Annotated in this window: 15 protein-coding genes; 5 read left to right on the top strand and 10 right to left on the bottom strand. The window is 63.6% G+C overall.

The genetic code is table 11. The features are described from left to right. Positions 1 to 4: 4 nt before the first annotated feature. A complete protein-coding gene (gene aroQ, locus IOC61_RS16365; protein WP_195689801.1) occupies positions 5 to 445 on the bottom strand; it encodes a type II 3-dehydroquinate dehydratase in 441 nt (146 codons plus the stop codon). Positions 446 to 743: 298 nt separating this feature from the next. Between aroQ and IOC61_RS16360 the strand changes: the two genes are divergently transcribed. Together IOC61_RS16360 and IOC61_RS16355 are read left to right on the top strand one after the other, a co-directional pair. Further along, a complete protein-coding gene (locus IOC61_RS16360; protein WP_195689800.1) occupies positions 744 to 2,192 on the top strand; it encodes an alanine/glycine:cation symporter family protein in 1,449 nt (482 codons plus the stop codon). Between the two features lie 165 nt (positions 2,193 to 2,357). Next, on the top strand, positions 2,358 to 3,797 hold the full coding sequence (locus tag IOC61_RS16355) for a sodium:solute symporter family protein (RefSeq protein ID WP_195689799.1): 1,440 nt from the start codon (positions 2,358 to 2,360) through the stop codon (positions 3,795 to 3,797). Positions 3,798 to 3,826: 29 nt separating this feature from the next. Here the strand turns inward: IOC61_RS16355 and IOC61_RS16350 are convergent, their stop codons facing one another. After that, positions 3,827 to 4,717, bottom strand: a complete 891-nt coding sequence (locus tag IOC61_RS16350; RefSeq protein ID WP_195689798.1) for a LysR family transcriptional regulator — start codon at positions 4,715 to 4,717, stop codon at positions 3,827 to 3,829. 111 nt (positions 4,718 to 4,828) lie between these two features. On the opposite strand from IOC61_RS16350, the gene IOC61_RS16345 reads away from it, so the two are divergent. Genes IOC61_RS16345 through IOC61_RS16335 form a run of 3 tightly spaced genes read left to right on the top strand, consistent with a single transcriptional unit; the run spans position 4,829 to position 8,618 of the window. Then, on the top strand, positions 4,829 to 6,466 hold the full coding sequence (locus tag IOC61_RS16345; RefSeq protein WP_195689797.1) for an amidohydrolase: 1,638 nt from the start codon (positions 4,829 to 4,831) through the stop codon (positions 6,464 to 6,466). After that, on the top strand, positions 6,456 to 7,409 hold the full coding sequence (locus tag IOC61_RS16340; RefSeq protein ID WP_195689796.1) for a CobW family GTP-binding protein: 954 nt from the start codon (positions 6,456 to 6,458) through the stop codon (positions 7,407 to 7,409). Before IOC61_RS16345 ends, IOC61_RS16340 begins: the two co-directional genes overlap by 11 nt. An 18-nt stretch (positions 7,410 to 7,427) precedes the next feature. Continuing rightward, positions 7,428 to 8,618: a pyridoxal phosphate-dependent aminotransferase gene (locus IOC61_RS16335; RefSeq protein ID WP_195689795.1), complete on the top strand. Its 1,191-nt coding sequence runs from the start codon at positions 7,428 to 7,430 to the stop codon at positions 8,616 to 8,618. Positions 8,619 to 8,736: 118 nt separating this feature from the next. Here the strand turns inward: IOC61_RS16335 and IOC61_RS16330 are convergent, their stop codons facing one another. The 8 genes from IOC61_RS16330 to trmB form a co-directional block, all read right to left on the bottom strand. Continuing rightward, entirely contained in the window at positions 8,737 to 10,122 is a 1,386-nt protein-coding gene (locus IOC61_RS16330; protein ID WP_195689794.1) for an NAD-dependent succinate-semialdehyde dehydrogenase, read from the bottom strand. A gap of 34 nt (positions 10,123 to 10,156) precedes the next feature. Further along, positions 10,157 to 11,806, bottom strand: coding sequence for a thiamine pyrophosphate-dependent enzyme (locus tag IOC61_RS16325; RefSeq protein WP_195689793.1), 1,650 nt, complete (start codon positions 11,804 to 11,806; stop codon positions 10,157 to 10,159). Between the two features lie 122 nt (positions 11,807 to 11,928). Then, on the bottom strand, positions 11,929 to 14,907 hold the full coding sequence (gene glnE / locus IOC61_RS16320; RefSeq protein ID WP_195689792.1) for a bifunctional [glutamate--ammonia ligase]-adenylyl-L-tyrosine phosphorylase/[glutamate--ammonia-ligase] adenylyltransferase: 2,979 nt from the start codon (positions 14,905 to 14,907) through the stop codon (positions 11,929 to 11,931). Positions 14,908 to 14,986: 79 nt separating this feature from the next. Then, entirely contained in the window at positions 14,987 to 15,358 is a 372-nt protein-coding gene (locus IOC61_RS16315; RefSeq protein WP_195689791.1) for a diacylglycerol kinase, read from the bottom strand. A 42-nt stretch (positions 15,359 to 15,400) separates the two neighbouring features. After that, complete coding sequence (dacB, locus tag IOC61_RS16310; RefSeq protein WP_195689790.1) at positions 15,401 to 16,840, bottom strand: D-alanyl-D-alanine carboxypeptidase/D-alanyl-D-alanine-endopeptidase; 1,440 nt, start codon at positions 16,838 to 16,840, stop codon at positions 15,401 to 15,403. A gap of 32 nt (positions 16,841 to 16,872) precedes the next feature. Next, a complete protein-coding gene (locus IOC61_RS16305; protein ID WP_195689789.1) occupies positions 16,873 to 17,202 on the bottom strand; it encodes a DMT family transporter in 330 nt (109 codons plus the stop codon). Further along, complete coding sequence (locus tag IOC61_RS16300; RefSeq protein WP_195689788.1) at positions 17,199 to 17,618, bottom strand: PACE efflux transporter; 420 nt, start codon at positions 17,616 to 17,618, stop codon at positions 17,199 to 17,201. Before IOC61_RS16300 ends, IOC61_RS16305 begins: the two co-directional genes overlap by 4 nt. 44 nt (positions 17,619 to 17,662) lie before the next feature. After that, on the bottom strand, positions 17,663 to 18,352 hold the full coding sequence (gene trmB, locus IOC61_RS16295) for a tRNA (guanine(46)-N(7))-methyltransferase TrmB (protein WP_195689787.1): 690 nt from the start codon (positions 18,350 to 18,352) through the stop codon (positions 17,663 to 17,665). Between the last annotated feature and the right edge of the window lie 327 nt (positions 18,353 to 18,679).

The following is an 18,679-nucleotide window of genomic DNA, read 5'->3' as shown; positions in this document are numbered from 1 at the left end:
TCACCTAGTTCGACTGCATCACCGCCTCCAGGGCGGCGCGATAGCCCTGGCTCCCCAACCCCGCAATCACACCATCGGCACGCAGCGAGACATAGGAGTGGTGGCGGAAACTCTCGCGCCGGTGCACGTTGGAGAGGTGGACCTCGATGACCCGGCCGTCGAAGGCGTTCAGGGCATCGAGGATCGCCACCGAGGTGTGGGTATAGGCCGCCGGGTTGATGATGATCGCCGCGGTGCCGTCCAGGCGCGCCGCCTGGATCCAGTCGATCAGCTCCCCCTCATGATTGCTCTGCCGACAGGTGATTTCCCAGCCCCCCTGCGCCGCCTGTTCATGGAGCGTGTTATTGATGCCATCCAGGGTCTCATGGCCATAGACCTCGGGCTGGCGGGTGCCCAGCAGGTTGAGATTGGGGCCATGCAGCACCAGTGCCTTATTGTGTCGCATCACATTTTCTCCAGGCGCATGGGGACGCACGCCCCCAGTTTTTCATTACACCACCTCGACGCGAAGCGGCCACGAAGTCGTTTCCCACTATCACTCTAACATACTGCCATTATTCGGTTTTGTGGTCATCATTAGCGGACGGCATCGCACCATCAGAAAACGGCATCGCCAATCACTGCCAGCGTTATTGTGCGCGCCTTTCTCGGCTCGATAGGCTCATAAGGTAAGTGAGCCCAGCCTGCAATGTGCAAGCGCACTTCATCGCTCGCCAGAACAAAGTCAACAAGGTGTCTGCCGCATGGTAACCGAATCTCTTATCGGCCTTGCCGAAACGCTAGTCTATGGTTTCATGGGCATTGTATTCACCAGCGTGCCTATCGCCGGCAACTCCGTGCCTATTATTGTGCTTTGGCTGATTGCAGGTGCCCTCTTCTGCACCGTTCGTTTCGGCTTCCAGCAGTTCCGTTCGCTGCCTTTGGCACTGCGTCTGCTACGAGGAGAGTTCAACGACCCCGACGCCCCCGGCGAAGTCAGCCACTTTCAGGCGCTGACTTCAGCACTGTCGGTTACCGTTGGACTCGGCAATATCTCGGGCGTGGCGATTGCCATTGCCATTGGCGGCCCCGGCGCTGTTCTTTGGATGATGGTGGCGGGCTTTCTCGGCATGGCGACAAAATATGCCGAATGCACTCTGGGGGTGAAATATCGCACCGTGCACGCCGATGGCACCGTCTCCGGCGGCCCCATGTACTATCTCAAGCGAGGCCTTGGCGAGCGTGGCTGGCCACGACTGGGGGCTGCACTCGCGAGCTTCATTGCACTAGCCATCATGCTGGCCTCATTTGTCTCCACCAACATGTACCAGGTGAATCAGGTTTACACTCAGGTCGTGACGGTGACCGGTGGAGCAGGTAGCTTCTTCGACGAGAACGCCTGGCTGTTCGGCACGGTGATAGCAGGCTTCGTGGGCGGTATCGTCATCGGCGGCATGCAGAGCATCGCTCAGACCACCGAGAAGCTACTGCCAGCCATGTCGCTCCTCTACGTCACCGCGGCGCTGATAATTCTGATAGCCAACTACGCCCAGCTTCCCCAGGCGATGATGACGATCCTGACTTCGGCCTTTGATACCGACAGCGTCACCGGTGGCCTCTGGGGCGCTATTACCCAGGGCTTTATTCGGGCCATGATCTCGAGCGAGGCCGGCATGGGAACCTCGGCAATTGCCCACGCAACTGCCCGAACCCGCTTCCCGGCCGCCGAAGGTCACGTCGCTCTATTGGAGCCCTTCATCGATACCGTCGTGATCTGCACTCTGACGGCCCTGGTCATCGTCGTCACTGGCACCTACCTGGAAGAAGGGCTGAATGGCATCGAGATGACCTCGGCAGCTTACGCCACTGTACTGCCCTGGTTCCCACTGATACTGGCGGTGTCGGTGACTCTATTCGCTTTCTCCACCATTCTGGTCTCCTGCTACTACGGTCTCCAGGCCAGTGAAATGCTTTTCGGCTATCGCAAGCGGGTGAAAGCCACTTATCTGATTGTCTTCCTGTCGCTGACCGTCAGCGGCTCTCTGGTCAGTCTGGACCTGATCGTCGGACTCATGGACTCCCTAGTGGTGCTGATCTGCATTCCCAACATCATCGGGCTGATCGTCCTTGCTCCCGTTATTCGCGATGAGCACCGTCGCTTCAAGGCGCATGTCCACCAGCGAGATCGAGCACGGCTATCGGTCAGTTCCTGATTCGGCGCTCCCATTACCTACCGCCGGCAGAGACTCTATCGCTCGCTACCATGCACCTCACGCATCGCATGAAAGCGAAACGGCATTGTCCGGAGCGACTCTCCCGGACATAGCATCAATGCCATAACGACGTTTCACCTCCAATAACACTCAGAGGAAGTCGAGATGCTGATTCCCGACCACCAGCTCCCTGCCGTCGTGGCGCTGACAGGCGTCTATGCGACCTTCATCCTGCTCTACGCCTACTACTTCTATCGCAAGGTGAAGACCTTCGCCGGCTACAACGTGGCCGGGCGCTCCATACCACTGGTGCCGATGATACTGACGATTCTTGGCACCTCTATCGGCGGCGCCATGTTGCTGGGACTAATGGCCGATGCCTATCGTATCGGCATCAGTCAGATGTGGATGCTATTCCCGCTGATCGGTGTACTGGCCATCCTGACGGCCTTCTTCGTCCGACGCCTGCGCCAGGTAGGTGATAAGCATGAGCTCTTCACCGTAGGCGACTACGCTGCAGTGCGCTTCGGCCCACTGGCCCGTTACCCGGCTTCGATTGCCAACCTGGTGGCGATCTCGGCGCTGACCGGCATGCAGTTCGTGGCCCTCGCGACCATTCTCAGGCTACTGTTCGGCCTCGAGACGACGCATGGCATCCTGATCGCCTGTGCCTTTCTCACCCTCAAGACCTATCTGGGCGGCTTCACCTCGGTCGTATGGTCCGATGCGGTGCAGGGCACCATACAGACCATTGGCATCGTGTCGCTGTTTGCTGCCATCTATGTGATGTCCGGTGGCTGGGGAGAGATAGTCACCAAGGCCGGGGACAGCGGTCAACGGGCGCTGCTTACCTTGAGCAATATCTCGACCTATAAGATCGCCCTGTTCATGCTGACCCTGGGCGCTGCCGTGCTGGTACGCCAGGACTTCTGGTCACGCATCTGGGCCGCCCGGGATCTGCGCACCACGATCAAGGCTTACTGGTGGTCGGTGGTGCTAGTACTGATCACCGGCTTGGTAGTGGTGCTGACCGGCGTCTTTGCCAAGATAGGCTTGGGCATCGTCGCCGAACCGCCAGCGATGATCTATTACCATGTCATACAGGAAGCGATGCCCTTCTGGTTCTTTGCCCTGATGCTGATCACGCTGATGGCCACCGTGGTCTCCTGTGCCGACTCCTACTTCATCGCCGGCGCCTCCACGCTGGTCAGCGACTTCGTTCAACCCCACTTTCGGGGCGCCAGCGACCGTCAGCTGCTGATGTGCAGCCGGGGCGCGGTCATCGTCATGGCCCTGATCTCGCTGCTGTTGGCGCTGGCGGTACCGCGGCTGATACAGCTATGGATCACGGGGTCGGCAATCCTGGTATCAAGCCTGCTGGTGCCGCTTCTTCTTGGCGTGCTGTGGACACGCCCCAGCCGACGCGCGGGCGCCTGTGCCATGTGGGCCGGTCTGGTGGTGGCGATGGCCTGGCAGCTGCTGGGCGAGCCCGGTGGCTGGAGTCCAGTGTTTGTCGGAGTGCCTGCATCGGCGCTGATGCTGGCCGGCATCATGCTGCTCGATGCGCGTCGCGCTCCGCTTGCCCCGGCCACAGACTTCGACTGAGCCAACATTGCCGGGCGCAAGCCCGGCATTCAGCGCTCGAGGCGATGATAAAGGTGCTCCAGAAAATGGCGCTGGAGCGGTGAATCACGCTCGCATCGCCATACCGCCGAGGTATGGAAGGTCGCGGTGACATCGCTAAGTGGTCGTACGATCACTCGATCGCCGATCCAGCGCCGCGCCGACTCGATATGGATGCTGACCCCCATGCCTGCCGCCACGAAGGCAAATACCGCCTGGCTGTTGAACGCCTCCTGGGCCACCCTTGGCTCGAAGCCGTGCTCCAGGAAGATCGCATCGAGATGGCGGCGATAGTCACGCCAGTTGCGTCGATTACCGATCACGTAGGGCTCATTCTTGAGATCGGCAAGCGCGATCTCCGTCTTTTCGGCCAGGGGGTGGTTGGGAGGCAACAGAGCCACGAAGCGCTCCTTCTGGACGACGCGAGCATCGAAACCTTCGATCTGCATGGTCCCGGAAACAAAGGCGACGTCGAGCTTGCCGTCCTCGAGTCGCTGCAGCTGTGGAGCATTGGGCTCGTAGATGAATTCCACATCGACGCCCGGATAACGCTCTCGAAAGGCCTGTACCACCTCGGGAAGGCACCCTAGCAACGCCATATCGGTGTAGCCGATCCGTAAACGCCCCTGCTCCCCACTGCCGGCCTGACGAGTCAACTCAACGGCATCATCGAGCTCCTCGACGATACGCTGCGCCTTGTCCAGGAAGACCCGTCCCGCCTCGGTCAGGGATACGCTGCGATTGCTGCGTATCAGCAAGGGTTCACCGATAGCCTCCTCCAGCTGCTGAATGGTTCGACTGAGGGCCGGCTGGGTTAGATGCAGCGCCGTCGCCGCCTGACCGAAGTGCAGCTTGTCGGCCACGACGATAAAGGCCTTGAGCTGTCGGATTTCAATTCTCACGGCGATAACTCCGGCGCATGGTGGGATGTGTGTTCAACATTATACTTTGCCGCCCCCCTTCCCAATAATCGAAGCCATCCAAGCTCCACTCTTCAACAACAAGGTATCACCATGACCACCACGGTGTTCAGTGCCAGGAAGATCATTACCATGAACCCGTCGCTACCCGAAGCGACGCATATCGCGGTGTGCGACGGTCGCATTCTGGCGGTAGGCAATGCCGAGAGCATGGCCGAGCTGGCGCGCCATCAGGGTGATATGCAACATGACGACCGCTTCGCCGACAGGGTGATCATGCCAGGCATGGTGGAGGGGCACAGCCACGCCCACGAGGGCGCCCTCTGGCAGTACCTCTATCTGGGCTACTATCCTCGTCGCGATCCGGAAGGCACCCTGTGGCAGGGCATTCAGGACACGGCCGCCATGCAGGCGAGGCTGCGTGCCGCCGCCGACGCCATGCCGGCCGGAGAGCCGATCATCGCCTGGGGCTTCGATCCTATCTTCTTCGGCGACCAAGTCGTCGACCGCCACGCGCTGGACACCGCCGTCAGCGATCGCCCGGTTGTGATCGTGCATCTTTCCTTCCATGCCATGACCGTCAACAGCGCCATGATCGAGCGGGCTGGACTGGATCGGCATACGCATATTGAAGGTGTCCTGCTCGATGACCAGGGCAACCCCACCGGCTCGATCAAGGAGATGGCGGCCATGCACGCCATCCACGAGAGTCTTGGCATCAACGTCTTCGATATCGTCTCTCAGCCCGACACTCTGCGCCGCTTCGGCCGCGCGGCGACTCAGGCAGGGGTCACCACCGCCACTGACCTCTTCAATCCCCTCACCGACGAGGGCATCCAGGCACTGGAGACGGTGACCCAGGAAGATGACTTCCCGCTACGCCTGGTGCCGGCGATGAGCACCCTCGGCCGTCCCATCGATGAGGGTATCGAACGGCTCGCCGCCTGTTGCGAGAAGAGCAATCCGCGACTTCACTTCGGTCTGGCCAAGGTGATGAGTGATGGCTCCATGCCCGCCTTCACCTGCCGCATGAAGTGGCCCCACTACCATAACGGGATGCCCAACGGCGCCTGGAATGCTTCTCCAGAGGAACTACGGCGTGTGATTCAGGCCTATCACCAGGCAGGCGTCCACCTGCAGATCCACACCAATGGCGATGAAGCCGTGGAGCTGATCCTCGATTGCCTCCAGGAGGCACTGGAACTGTGGCCACGCCTCGACCATCGCCATACCCTGCACCACTGCCAGGTTGCCGACCAGGCCCAGATGCGCCGCGCCAAGGCGCTCGGGGTGTGCATGAACCTGCTCACCAACCACCTCTATTACTGGGGTGACGTCCATGCCGACACCGTGCTTGGCTGGGAGCGGGCTCAGCGGCTCAACCCTGCCGCCTCGGTGCTTCGCCACGGCATTCCACTGGCGATTCACAGCGATGCCCCGGTCACCCCGCTGGGGCCGCTGTTCACCGCTCATGTGGCCTGCACCCGCAAGACCGCTTCCGGCCAGCTGTTGGGGCCCTTCGAGCGAATCGACGTCCCTCAGGCACTGGAAGCGGTGACTCTGGGAGCGGCCTATACGCTGAAGCTGGATCACCTGGTCGGTAGCCTGGAGATGGGCAAGTATGCCGATATGGCGGTACTCGATCGCGACCCCCTGGCCGGAGACGGGGAGGCGCTAGCCGAGGTAGGCGTGGTGGCCACGATGCTGGGAGGCCGGGTCCATGAGGCCTGAGGCCGAGGCGGCGGCGACGCCGATCCCCATGACGGTGATCGGCGGTTTTCTTGGCGCGGGCAAGACCAGTTACCTTAACGCCCTGATTCAGGCCGGCCTGCCGGCCGGCTCGCTGATCCTGGTCAACGACTTCGGCGACATCAATATCGACAGCGCCCTGATCGACTATCAGGACGACCGCGTGATCAGCCTGACCAACGGCTGTATCTGCTGCACCCTGGGGGGCACCCTCGCCGAACAGCTCGCCGAGGCACTACGCTTTACCCCGCCACCCACGGCGATCTACATCGAGGCCAGCGGCGTCGCCAACCCGGCGCGCATCGCCGATATTGCGCGCATCTCATCACGGCTTTATCTGGCCGACGTCGTCTGTCTGATCGATTCCAGCCAGGCACTCACCAATGCCGACCACCCTCAGATCGGAACGGCCTGGCGAGAGCAGGTCGCCGCTGCCAACCGGCTGCTGCTCAACCGGACGGTGGATGACCCGGAGCACCGCGCCAAGGTCGACCGCCTGATCGACTCCCTCAACCCTGGCGCCGTACGGCTCGAGCTGGCTGCACCGGAAGGGGCGCCCAAGCCACAAGCCGCGCCCCCCCCGCCACGCTTTGCCCCCGCCCCCCGGGGCCAGGGGCATCCATGGCGCAGCGTCACACTGTCACCTGCTGGCGAGGTGGAGGCCGATGAACTTACACGGCTCCTCGAAGCGCACGCCGACGTGCTGACGCGGGCCAAGGGGTTTATGCGCTGCCGCGGACATGCCCATCCCCGACTGCTGCAGTTCAGCGGCGGACAGGCCCGGTGGCAGTCGGCACTACGCCCGGCCAACGAGTCCCGGCTGGTGCTTATCGGCCTCGAATCATCGCGCTTTGACACGCTCTGTCGACGGGTCGAGGCACTCGGCAACACCGGCCTTTCGGGCGGTGATGACACTCCTCACTAATTCGCGACGGAGGTTTCCTTGAACTATTCCCGACTCACACAGCGCATCGCCGGTGAAGGCTCGGCTGCCTGGGATATCCATATACAGGCGCTGCAACGCCGCGCCCGCGGCGAGGATGTGACCATCCTCTCGGTCGGCGATCCCGATTTCGACACCCCAGCTCCGATCGTCGAGAGCGCGGTGGAGAGCCTCCGCGCCGGACACACCCACTACCCCGACATGCAGGGCAAGCTAGCCCTGCGACAGGCCATCGCCGCACAATATCGCGAACTCGGCGTGAGTGACGTCGTCGCCGAGAACGTGATCGTGCTGCACGGCGCCCAGTGTGGGCTCTATGCCGTGGCCCAGTGCCTGCTCGACCCCGAGGATGAGGTGGTGGTCCCCGAACCCACCTACGTCACCTATGAGGCGGCCATCAAGGCCACGGGAGCGCGTATCAGCCAGGTGCCCCTGAGCCCCGACGATGACTTCCGGCTTCGTCTGGAGGCGCTGGAGGCGGCCATCACTCCCCGCACCAAGGCGCTGATGCTCAACAGCCCCCACAACCCCAGCGGTCAGATCATCGACCGCGCGACCTGGGAGGGTATCGCCGAGCTGTGTCATCGCCACGACCTATGGCTGGTGTCGGACGAGGTCTATGCCGATCTGGTCTTCGATGGCGAGCATCTATGCCCTGCCACCCTGCCCGACATGGCGAAGCGCACCGTGGTGGTGAACAGCCTCTCCAAGTCCCATGCCATGACCGGCTGGCGCCTGGGCTGGGTGATGGCGCCGCATGGACTGATCGGCCACCTCTTCAACCTCTCGCTGTGCATGCTCTACGGTTGCCCAAGCTTTCTCCAGGATGCGGCGCTGGAGGCGCTACGCCGGCCACCGGCGGCACTCGAGGAGATGAAGGCCGCCTATCGTGCACGCCGCGATACCGTCTGCCGGTCGCTCGCCGACAGCTCGTTGGTGTCGGCGGTATGCCCCGCAGCAGGCATGTTTTTGCTGGTGGACATTCGACGCACAGGCCTGTCAGCCAAGGCCTTCAGCCAGGCCCTGCTCGACGATTATGACGTTTCGGTGCTCTCCGCCGAAGCCTTTGGTCCCTCCGGGGCAGGCTTCGTGCGCCTAAGCCTTACCGTCGACGAAGCGCTGTTGATAGAGGCGTGCCGTCGACTGCTGGCCTGTGCCGAGCGGTATGCTCGACCCTCGATCGACACCTGAAGGGACTATCGCAAAGAGCGAGAAGCTGAGTGAGTGGTAACGAAGCGCCTCCTCGGTTTCCCTAGGAGGCGCTGTCGTATGATGAACATCGGCCAGCCATGGGCCAATAGGCGTCAGATCATGACTTGGTGCCACTCGCCAGCTTGACCAGCTTGCGGTTGACGAACTCCCCCATGCCATCGGGACCCAGCTCACGACCGAACCCTGACCGCTTGACGCCACCGAATGGCAACTCGGCGGCCGACCCCGGACCCTCGTTGATATGCACCATTCCCGCCTCGAGACGAACCGCGAGACGCTGTGCACGCTCGATATCCCGAGAGTGGATCACCGCCCCCAACCCGTAAGCAGAGTCGTTGGCCAGACGAACGGCCTCCTCCTCGCCGTCCACCGGATAGACCACCGCCACGGGACCGAATAGCTCCTCATGAAACAGACGCATCTCCGGTGTCACATCGGTGAGCAGAGTAGGCTCATACCAGGCCCCCGGACGATCCAGGCGCCGCCCCCCCGTCACGACACGTGCCCCCTGGGCCACGGCATCCTGCACCTGAGCCTCCAGGGTCTCGAGGGCTGACTCGGAGGAGAGCGGCCCCATGAAGGTAGCGTCATCCTGGGGTGCCCCTACCGCAATGCTCTCCACTGCCTGCTGGAAAGCGTCCAGAAAGTCGTCATGCAGGCGACGGTCTACCAGGATCCGCTTGGCCGCGTTGCAAGCCTGACCGGCATTGGCGAAACGACCGATCAGTGCCTGCTGCACCGCTAGTTCCAGATCGGCATCCTCCAGCACGATAAAGGGGTCGGCCCCCCCAAGCTCGAGAACCACCTTCTTGAGATTGCGACCGGCGATCTCGGCCACCGCCGCTCCGGCGCGCTCGGAGCCAGTCAACGATACGCCCTGCACCCGCGAGTCGGCGATCACTGTGGCGGCCTGTTCGTTGCTGGCATACAGATTGACATAGAGGCCCTCGGCCGCACCGGCATCGCGGAAGATCTGCTCCATGGCCGCCGCCGACTCCGGACACTGCGGCGCATGCTTGAGCAGGATGGTATTGCCAAGCATCAAATTGGGGGCAACGAAGCGAGCCACCTGATAGTAGGGGAAGTTCCAGGGCATGATGCCAAGCAGCACCCCGAGCCCCTGCTTGCGTATCACTGCACTACCTCCACTCGACGGAGACAAGGGCTCGTCGGCCAGCAGACTCGGCCCCTGCTCGGCGTAGTAGCGATAGATGGAGACTACAATGTCGATCTCGATGCCACCCTGAAAGAGTGGCTTGCCCATTTCTCGCGCGATAATCTCCGCCAGTGCCTCTCGACGCTCGGCATAGAGGTCTGCCACCCGATTGAGTAGAGCCGCACGCGCGGCGACATCGCTCTGACGCCAATCGCTGAAGGCACGATGTGCCACCTCAATCGCCGTTCGAACCTGATCATCGGTAGCAGTGGGAAACGTTTTTTCTACCTCGCCGGTGGCAGGGTTGGTCACGGCATACTGGGTCATGCGTGGCTCCTTGTACTGACTGTGGGAATCGCCTTCAGGGCAGGTCATGCTGCGAATCGGTGATCACATGAATCAACGCCGGGCGGCGCAGCTCGACGACCGCGTGCAGGCCTCGTTCTACCGCAGCTGCCGCTTCATCGTTGGACATCACGGTCTCACCATGACCGCCATAGGCTCGGCAAAGCGCGGCGAAATCAGGATTGGCCAGCCCCGTACCGCTAACGCGATGGGGGAAATGCATTTCCTGATGAGCTCTTATGGTGCCGTACTGGCCATTATCCATTACCAGGATCAGCATGGCGGCGCCGTACTGGACAGCCGTGGCGATTTCCTGGCCGTTCATCATGAACTCGCCGTCGCCAGCCACTACCACACATAGCCGCTCCGGATGCGCCAAGGAAGCCGCCACGGCGGCCGGCACGCTGTACCCCATGGATCCATTACGAGTACTCAGCTGGCTAGGAAAGGTGCGCGTGGGCAGAAAGCGCTGCGCCCAGGCGCAATGGTTACCGGCACCAAAGGTGTAGATGGCGTCGTCAGGGAGATGCTTGACCAGCTCACCCACCACTGCACTCATGTGGGCGGTCCCGGCACGCGTGGACGGCAAGCTCTCGGGAGCCGGCAGGAGAGAGGTTGCCTCCTGCACCGCCCGCCCCTCGGCCCGCCAGCCTTCCCACTCCGCACGACGCCCGAGGTCGAGGCCGTCCACCGCCTGAGCGAACGCCACGGGGCTGGCAACGATATGACGACTGACGGCGCCGCTGCGACCGCGCAGCGCGGTGTCGATATTGACCAGGATATTGGTGCGGTCGTGGCCTTGACGCGCGGTGAACCCCTCGGTGGGGACATCGCCCGGTACCGCTCCCACCGCAATCAACAGATCGGCCTGCTCGAACATGGCCAGACTCATGTCCGTGCGCCCATAGCCCAAGGCACCGCAATTGACCGGTGAATCGAAAGGCACCCGATCGGCAGCGCGCCAGTCGTGCACCACCGGAATACCGTTGCATTCGGCGAAGCGGGTCAGCGTCGCGGCTGCCTCGGGAGTCCAGCGCTGGCCGCCAACGAACAGCAGCGGCTTGCGCGCCGTCATCAGACTCGACTTGAGCGCCTCCAGCTCGGCGTTAGATACGGCCCCCTCGGAAAGCGGAAGCGCCGGATGCAGCCGCGAGGAAACCTCATGAGTAATCACATCTTCGGGCAGGCCGATCACCACGGGTCCCGGACGACCGGAGCTGGCGGCAAAGAACGCTTCGGCCACCACCTCGGAGGCGCGCTCCGCTTCGTCGAGCACAAAGACGCGCTTGCACTGGGTACCGAACCAGGCGTGGGGGTCGAACTCCTGGAACGACTCACGCATTCGGTCGGCGACAGGAATCAAGCCAACGAACAGCACCATGGGCACGGCATCCTGCCAGGCGGTGTGCAGGGCCACGAAGGCGTTGGCGGCACCCGGGCCACGCGTGACCATCGCCACGCCGGGCCGTCCTGTCAGCTTGCCATGGGCTTCTGCCATATAGGCCGCGCCACCCTCGTGACGACAGACCACGGTATCAATGCTGCTGACGTCATGCAGGCCATCGAGCACGGCGAGATAACTCTCGCCGGGCACCACGAAGACGCGTTCGACGCCGTGTAGCGCCAGTGAATCGACGATGACGCGACCGGCGTGGCGATGTGTCATAACTTGCTCCTAGGTTCCAGAAAGATACTTTCGGTTCCATGCTAGGAGCTGCGCCAACGACTGGATAATGCTTTGTTTCACTCGTTTGATACGCCAGAGGCATTACCTATCTCGGCGCACCCTTACCCGCCAGGTTCCAGCAGCCGCTGCCACGCCTCGATGACCGCCCGACGATGATCCTGGAAGGCCTCGTCGCGACCGCGTGCCGGCTCACGGGTGAGCGAGGCGCGATGAGCGGCGCTGCGCAGCGCCAGGTAGGCCTCCCGCAGGCGCTGGCACTCCCTGGCCGGCAGGCGCTCGCTGGCCTCCAGCGTCTCGAGGATGCGCATGTTGTCGCTCCACTCGAGCAGTGCCGGGGTCTCATGCCCCATGGCCAGCACGGCGTACTGGCAGAGGAACTCGAGGTCGATCATGCCGCCGGGATCGTGCTTGAGGTCGAACTCCCCCTCCCCGCTCTTGCCCCCCAGATGGTCGCGCATCTTGTGGCGCATCCTGGTGACCTCGTCGCGGAGCAGCGCCACGTCACGCTCACGCCCCAGAATCTCACGACGCACGCCGTCGAAGCCTTCGGCCAGCCGCGCTTCACCGGCCACGACCCGAGCACGCACCAGCGCCTGGTGCTCCCAGGTCCAGGCCTCGCGACGCTGGTAGTCGGCGTACGCCTTGAGCGAGGTGACCAGCAGGCCGGAGTTGCCCGAGGGGCGCAATCGCATATCCACATCGAACAGCGTACCCGCAGGCGTCACCGCGGTGAGCAGATGGATGATGCGCTGGCCGAGTCGCGTGTAGAAGATGGCATTGTCCAGCACGCGCTTGCCATCGGTCTCACCCTGGGGAGCGCCATCGTGGATAAACACCAGATCCAGATCGGAGCCATAGCCCAGCTCGATGCCGCCCAGCTTGCCATAGCCCACGATCAGGAAGGCCGGCGCCGCATCGGCGCGGCTGCCATCGGCCAGCAGCGGAAAGCCGTGCTTGCGGGTCAGGTGCTTCCAGGCCATGGCCAGCACCGCCTCGAGGATCACCTCGGCGATATAGGTAAGGTAATCGCTCACCTTCATCAGATGGCGAGTCCCGGCGATATCCGATGCGGCCACATGCAGCGTCTGGGCATGCTTGAAGACGCGCAGGGCCTCCAGCTGAGCCTCCTCGTCCTCCTCGGGGATACGGCCCAGGGATTGGCGCAGCTCATCGGCGAGCCGCGCCTTGTCGGCAGGGGTGTAAAGCGTATCGGGCGTCAGCAGCTCGTCGAGCAGGATCGGGTAGCGGGCCAGCTGCTCGGCGATCCACGGGCTCGCCGAGCAGAGCGTCATCAGGTGCCCAAGCGCGTCGGGGTTCTCGCGCAGCAGCGCCAGATAGGCGGTGCGCCGCAGTACCGACTCGATGAGTGGCAGCACGCGCTCCAGGGCGGTATCCGGCGCATCGCTCACGGCGACGGCATCGAGCAGCAGCGGCAGCAGGGCCTCCAGGCGCTCGTAGCCGATGCGTTGCATGCCCTGCACCTGCCGCGAGTGATAGAGCGCTCCGAGTCGACGTGCCGCCGCGGCGGGGTCATTGAAACCCGCCTCCTCCAGCAGCACGGCCCCCTCCTCCTCGTCGAGCTCGCCTCGCCACAGTGCTCGCCACTGCTCCAGGGGAGTGCCGCCGGCGGTCTCCTCGGCAACCTCCTCCACCTCCTCCTCGGGCTCGGCGATCACCGCGTCGAAGTGATGACGCACCCGGCCACGCACCTCGTCGAGGCACGCCATCAGTGCCGGCCACCCCTCCAGGCCCAGCGCCAGCGCGACCCGCTCACGATCGAGCTCGTCGTCGGGCAGGCACTGGGTCTGACGATCCTCCAGGGCCTGCAACGCATGTTCCAGGTCGCGCAGGAAGACATAGTCGGGCATCAGCTCCTCGACCACCTCGACGGGCAGCAGCCCCAGTTCGGGCAGGCGCTCCAGGGCGGTCTTCAAGGAGGTCACCTGCAGCTCGGTATCGCGCCCACCGCGAATCAGCTGAAAGGCCTGAACCACGAACTCCACCTCGCGGATGCCGCCGGGGCCGAGCTTGATGTTGCCCTCCATGCCCTTGCGTCTCACCTCGCGATTGATCATGCCCTTGAGTTCACGCAGCGACTCGATGGCCCCGAAGTCGAGATACCTGCGATAGACGAAGGGGCGCAGGCCGGCCAGCAGTTCGGCTCCGGCATCCAGATCGCCGGCCACCGGCCGCGCCTTGAGCATGGCGTAGCGCTCCCACTCGCGCCCCTGGTCCTGATAGTAGCTGGAGAGCGAGTTGAAGCTGCCGACCAGCGGTCCGCCGTCGCCCAGAGGGCGCAGGCGCATGTCGACCCGGAAGGCGAAGCCGTCGGCGGTGACCGCATCCAGGGCTCCGATCAAGCGCTGACCCAGCCTGGTGAAATACTCCTGATGCTCGAGGGACTTGCGCCCGCCTTCGGTCTCGCCATTCTCGGGAAAGGCGAAGATCAGGTCGATATCCGAGGAGAGGTTGAGCTCGCCGGCCCCCAGCTTGCCCATGCCCAGCACCACCAGACGCTGCTCATTGCCGTCGCGACGCAGGGCGGGACGACCCCAGCGCGGCTCCAGGAACGTCTCCAGCCAGGTCAGCGCTGCCTCCAGGCAGGTCTCGGCCAGCCGTGACACCGCCGCCGAGGTGGCCCACATGTCGGTACCCCCGGGTCGTGTCAGGTCACGCCAGACGATGCCCACCATGCGCGCGCGACGAAAGCGCCGAATGACGGCATGCATGGAGGCTTCGTCCTCGACCTCCTCGAGGCGCTCCTCGAGCCAGCCGCGCAGGACATCGGGATCCGGAGAGGCATCGAGCTCGCCACTGGCGTCCAGGTGCATGAGCCAGTCGGGATAGCGCACCAGCGTCTCGGCCACGAAGTCCGATATGGCCAGTACCCGGGCCAGCTGCTCGCGACGCGGCTCGGCGAGGCCGAGCCAGTCTTCCAGGGGGGAGTCGCGGTCGGTCATCTCCGCCAGGTGTTCGGCCTCCCCCAGCGCCTCGGCGAGCCGCTCCCGGGTGTGCTCGAGCGGCGCCCTGAGGGGTTCGGGAGTGTCGTTCAGTGGCAGGAAGTCTTCGGGCAGAGGCATCGGCGTCTCGCGTCCAGGGTGGCGAATACCCCCAGCATAGCGAAGCGAGGCCCCCGCTGGCACCCGCCGGGTCGATGTATCAGCCGAAGAGTTTCTGACCCAGCAGCAGCAGCCAGGTCAGGCCGGCCAGCAGCAGCGACATCATGACGGCGGCAGACCCCAGATCCTTGGCACGCCCGGAGAGCTCGTGATGCTCGGGGCCGATGCGGTCCACGATGCTCTCGATGGCGCTGTTGAGCAGCTCCACACTCAGCACGACCAGGCCGCTACCCAGCAGCAGGATCCACTCCACCGGCCCATCGCCGAGCCATCCGGCCAGCGGCAGCAGCAGCAGGAACAGGACCAGTTCCTGTCGAAACGCCGCCTCGTGGCGCCAGGCGGCCTTCAGCCCCTTTATCGAGTAGCGGGTAGAGTTCACCAGATGACGCCAGCCGGTATGTCCGGGTTTCATCGTGTCTTCCTTGTGTTTTCCTTGGCGCGTTGACCGGGTCGTTCAGTGGTCATCGATCATGCGCTCGAGATCCATCGCCAGGGGATCCAGGACCTCGGACCAGCTCAGGTAGGGAGTACTGCCGGTGCCGTTGATCAGCACGCTGAAGGCGCCCCAGCGGCCGCTGGCGGTGCGGAAATAGCCACTCACGGCCCTTACCGTCACCGGCTGGTTGAGGGTGCCGGTCTTGAGCATCACATGCCGCTGGAAGGTATCGGAGCCACGCCGAATAAAGCGCATGACGCCATTGTCCGGAGACTGCAGGGCGGCCACGAAGCTGGGGAACAGGGAGGGGCGGTGATAAAGACTATCCAGCAGGGCATTGGCGCCACGCGCCGAGGTGCGATTCTCCGGCGTCAGTCCACTCCCGCTGAACAGAGTCACCGGCCCATGGTCGGGAATGCCGGCCACGAAGGCCTCGATGGCGGCCCCCGCCGAGCGCAGGTCAGCGCGTGGCGACGCCACCAGGTTCAGGGCCAGCATATCGGCCATGTAATTGTTGGAGTAGTTCATGGTGCGCAGTAGCAGTTCCTGCAGCGGCTTGCCATCCACGGCGGCCAGCGTAGTCGCCGTGGATGGTGGTGCCTGCTGGGTCGTATCCGCCCCGCCACTCACGGCGATGCCGGCCTGGTCGAGCATCGCCAGCAGCGTCAACGCCATCTGGCCGGCCGGGTCGGCGCTGGCCCGATAGATATCGCGAGGATGGGCATTGGTGGAGATCTGGCCACTCAGCTGCATCACGTCGCGGCCATCGCGGGTAATGCGCACCGCGCTGATCTCGGTGCCGCTGTTGTCCGGGCGGGTCACCACCCCGTTGTCGATGGCCAGGATGGCCGCCTGGCTATCACAGCCGGTGACGTTGGCCGGCTCTCCGGGCGTGTCGGCGGGTGCCACATTGACACACCAGTTGCCGTAGTTGACCCCGGCCGAGGAGAGCAGCGCACTATAGGCGTGACGAGTCCGCTCTCGCGCCTCACAGCGGTCGTAGGTGAGGCACTCAACGGGACCGAAGCGCCATTGGCTGACCAGCAGTCTGCCGTTTACCCTGCGCACTCCCGTCTGATAAAGACGCTGCACCAGACGCCAGAGGTCTTCACTGGTCAGTGCCGGGTCACCACCACCCTCGAGGATCAGGTCGCCCTGCAAGACCCCGCGATTATCTGGCTCCCGTGTACTGATCAGACGAGTGGTGAAGCGGTGCTGTGGTCCCCAGCGATCCAGCGCGGCCGCGGCCAGGTAGCTCTTGCTGACCGACGCGGGGGACAGCAGGCGCTGCGGCTCTATGGCGGCCACCACGCGATCATCATCCAGCAGCCTGGCTTCGGCGCTGATCCGGAACCCCTTGTCGAGTAGACGCGAAAGAGTCTCGAAGCCGGATGCGTGGGCGGGCAGGATAAGAGACAGCAACAGCAGGGCAGCAGCAGGACGCAGGCAACAGCGCATGACAGGGCTCATAAGCGGGTGAGTGTGGGCCTTCAGTGGGCAGAGACGGTAGAGAACAGCTGGATCACCGCGACACCGCCAATGATCATGGCGATACCCAGCAGTGCCGGTAGATCCGGCCTTTCACCATAGAGCAGAACGCCTGCCACGGTCACCAGCACGATGCCCAGCCCCGCCCAGATGGCATAGGCGATTCCCACAGGCACGGTGCGCAGCACCAGGGCAAGCAGATAGAAGGCCAGGCCATAGCCCACCACCACAGCCACACTCGGCCCCAACCGGGTAAAGCCCTCCGAAGCCTTGAGTGCGGTAGTCCCCACCACCTCGGCGACAATGGCCATGGCCAGATACAGGTAGCTCATCGACATCTCTCCCGGGTCAGCCGGCGGTGCATGATGCGATCGAAGGCCGTGTTGAAGACCAGCGCGTAGCACAAGAAGAACAGCATAAAGCCAAGGTCCAGCCAGAATGCCTCGACCAGTCCGATCTGCAGCCACCACGCCACCGCCGGCAGCGTCATGATCAACAGCCCCAGCTCAAAGCCGCCCGCCTGAGCGATTCGCTGCCACACGCTGCGACGCCGAGTCGGTACCCAGCTATCAAACAGCCGATTCCAGATCAGATTCCACAGCATCGCCGCGCTTGCCAGGCCTACGGCCAGCACTCCGATGGCGCCGCTATCGTGACCGGTCAGCACGCTGCTTGCCGGGATCACGATCGCCAGCCCTAACGCTTCGAACAGCACCATATGAGTCAGGCGCTCTCGCCAAGAACGCATCGGTCTCTCCTTGCCATCAACACATTGCTTTCAGGATTGCCCACCTAGACCGTCGCAATCAGCTCCGGACGATACGGCAACTCGAGTGCTAGTCGCCATAGCGGCTGGTCACTAAGGTGGTATTTCTGCTCGAAGGGCGTCAGATACTCTCCCGCTGGATCCAGCACTTCGATCTCGGCGGCAGCACCGGTGGCATGCTCGAGCCCCAGCGCAAACTCCTCGACATACAGCCGCCAGTTGGAGCGCAACTCCAGCCGCCCACCCAGCGCCAGGATAAACGGGAAGACCGGATGGCCATGCCAGCGCAGCTTGAGAAGTGTCGCCTTGGGGTAAGGGTTTGGGTAGAGCAGGTAATGACGAGCCGGCCGCCATCCAGCCTGGAAGACAAGCCGCCAGAAGTCCACCAGGTCGGCCCTGACCAGCAAGGCGTTCTCCGGCAAGGGGCCATGATCCCGACTCAGCCGGCTCTCGCTACGATCCACCCCGATGACGGCATGATCAGGAAAGGCCCCCGCCAGCCGACGGGTCGAGATTCCCACCCCGCAACCGGCATCCAGGATCAGCGGCATGTCGCTGCGCGCCTCTCTCCAGCGTGCGGCGGATGCGAAGGCTTCGCGGGTGTGCTCGGCGACAGGCTTGCGCCACGGATACTTCAGGGCACGCGCCACGCGTGTCTCGAGGCCCTGGTGCGGCCCCGCCTGATTGGTAACGATGCGGCGAGAAGTGGCTTGCATGACGACCTGCTGTGATACGAAACGAACACTGATTCTACCAGCCTCGCCTATCCCCCGCTCGGACTGCCACACCCCCTTGGCAGCGCCGCAAACACACCCCCTTGGCAGCGCCGCAAACGCAAAAAGCCCCGAGCTCATCATGAGCTCGGGGCTTTTTAAAATAAGTGCCTGACGATGACTTGGCCGGCACTCCGGGACTCTCCATGGGGGGGCCCTAAAACGACGAAACCCCGACCATGGGCCGGGGTTTCTGAATAAGTGCCTGACGATGACCTACTCTCGCATGGGGAGGCCCCACACTACCATCGGCGCGGAGCGGTTTCACTA

The organism is Halomonas sp. KAO (assembly GCF_015595025.1).
In the GTDB taxonomy this organism is placed as follows: domain Bacteria; phylum Pseudomonadota; class Gammaproteobacteria; order Pseudomonadales; family Halomonadaceae; genus Halomonas.
This window is presented reverse-complemented; position numbering and strand designations above follow the sequence as displayed.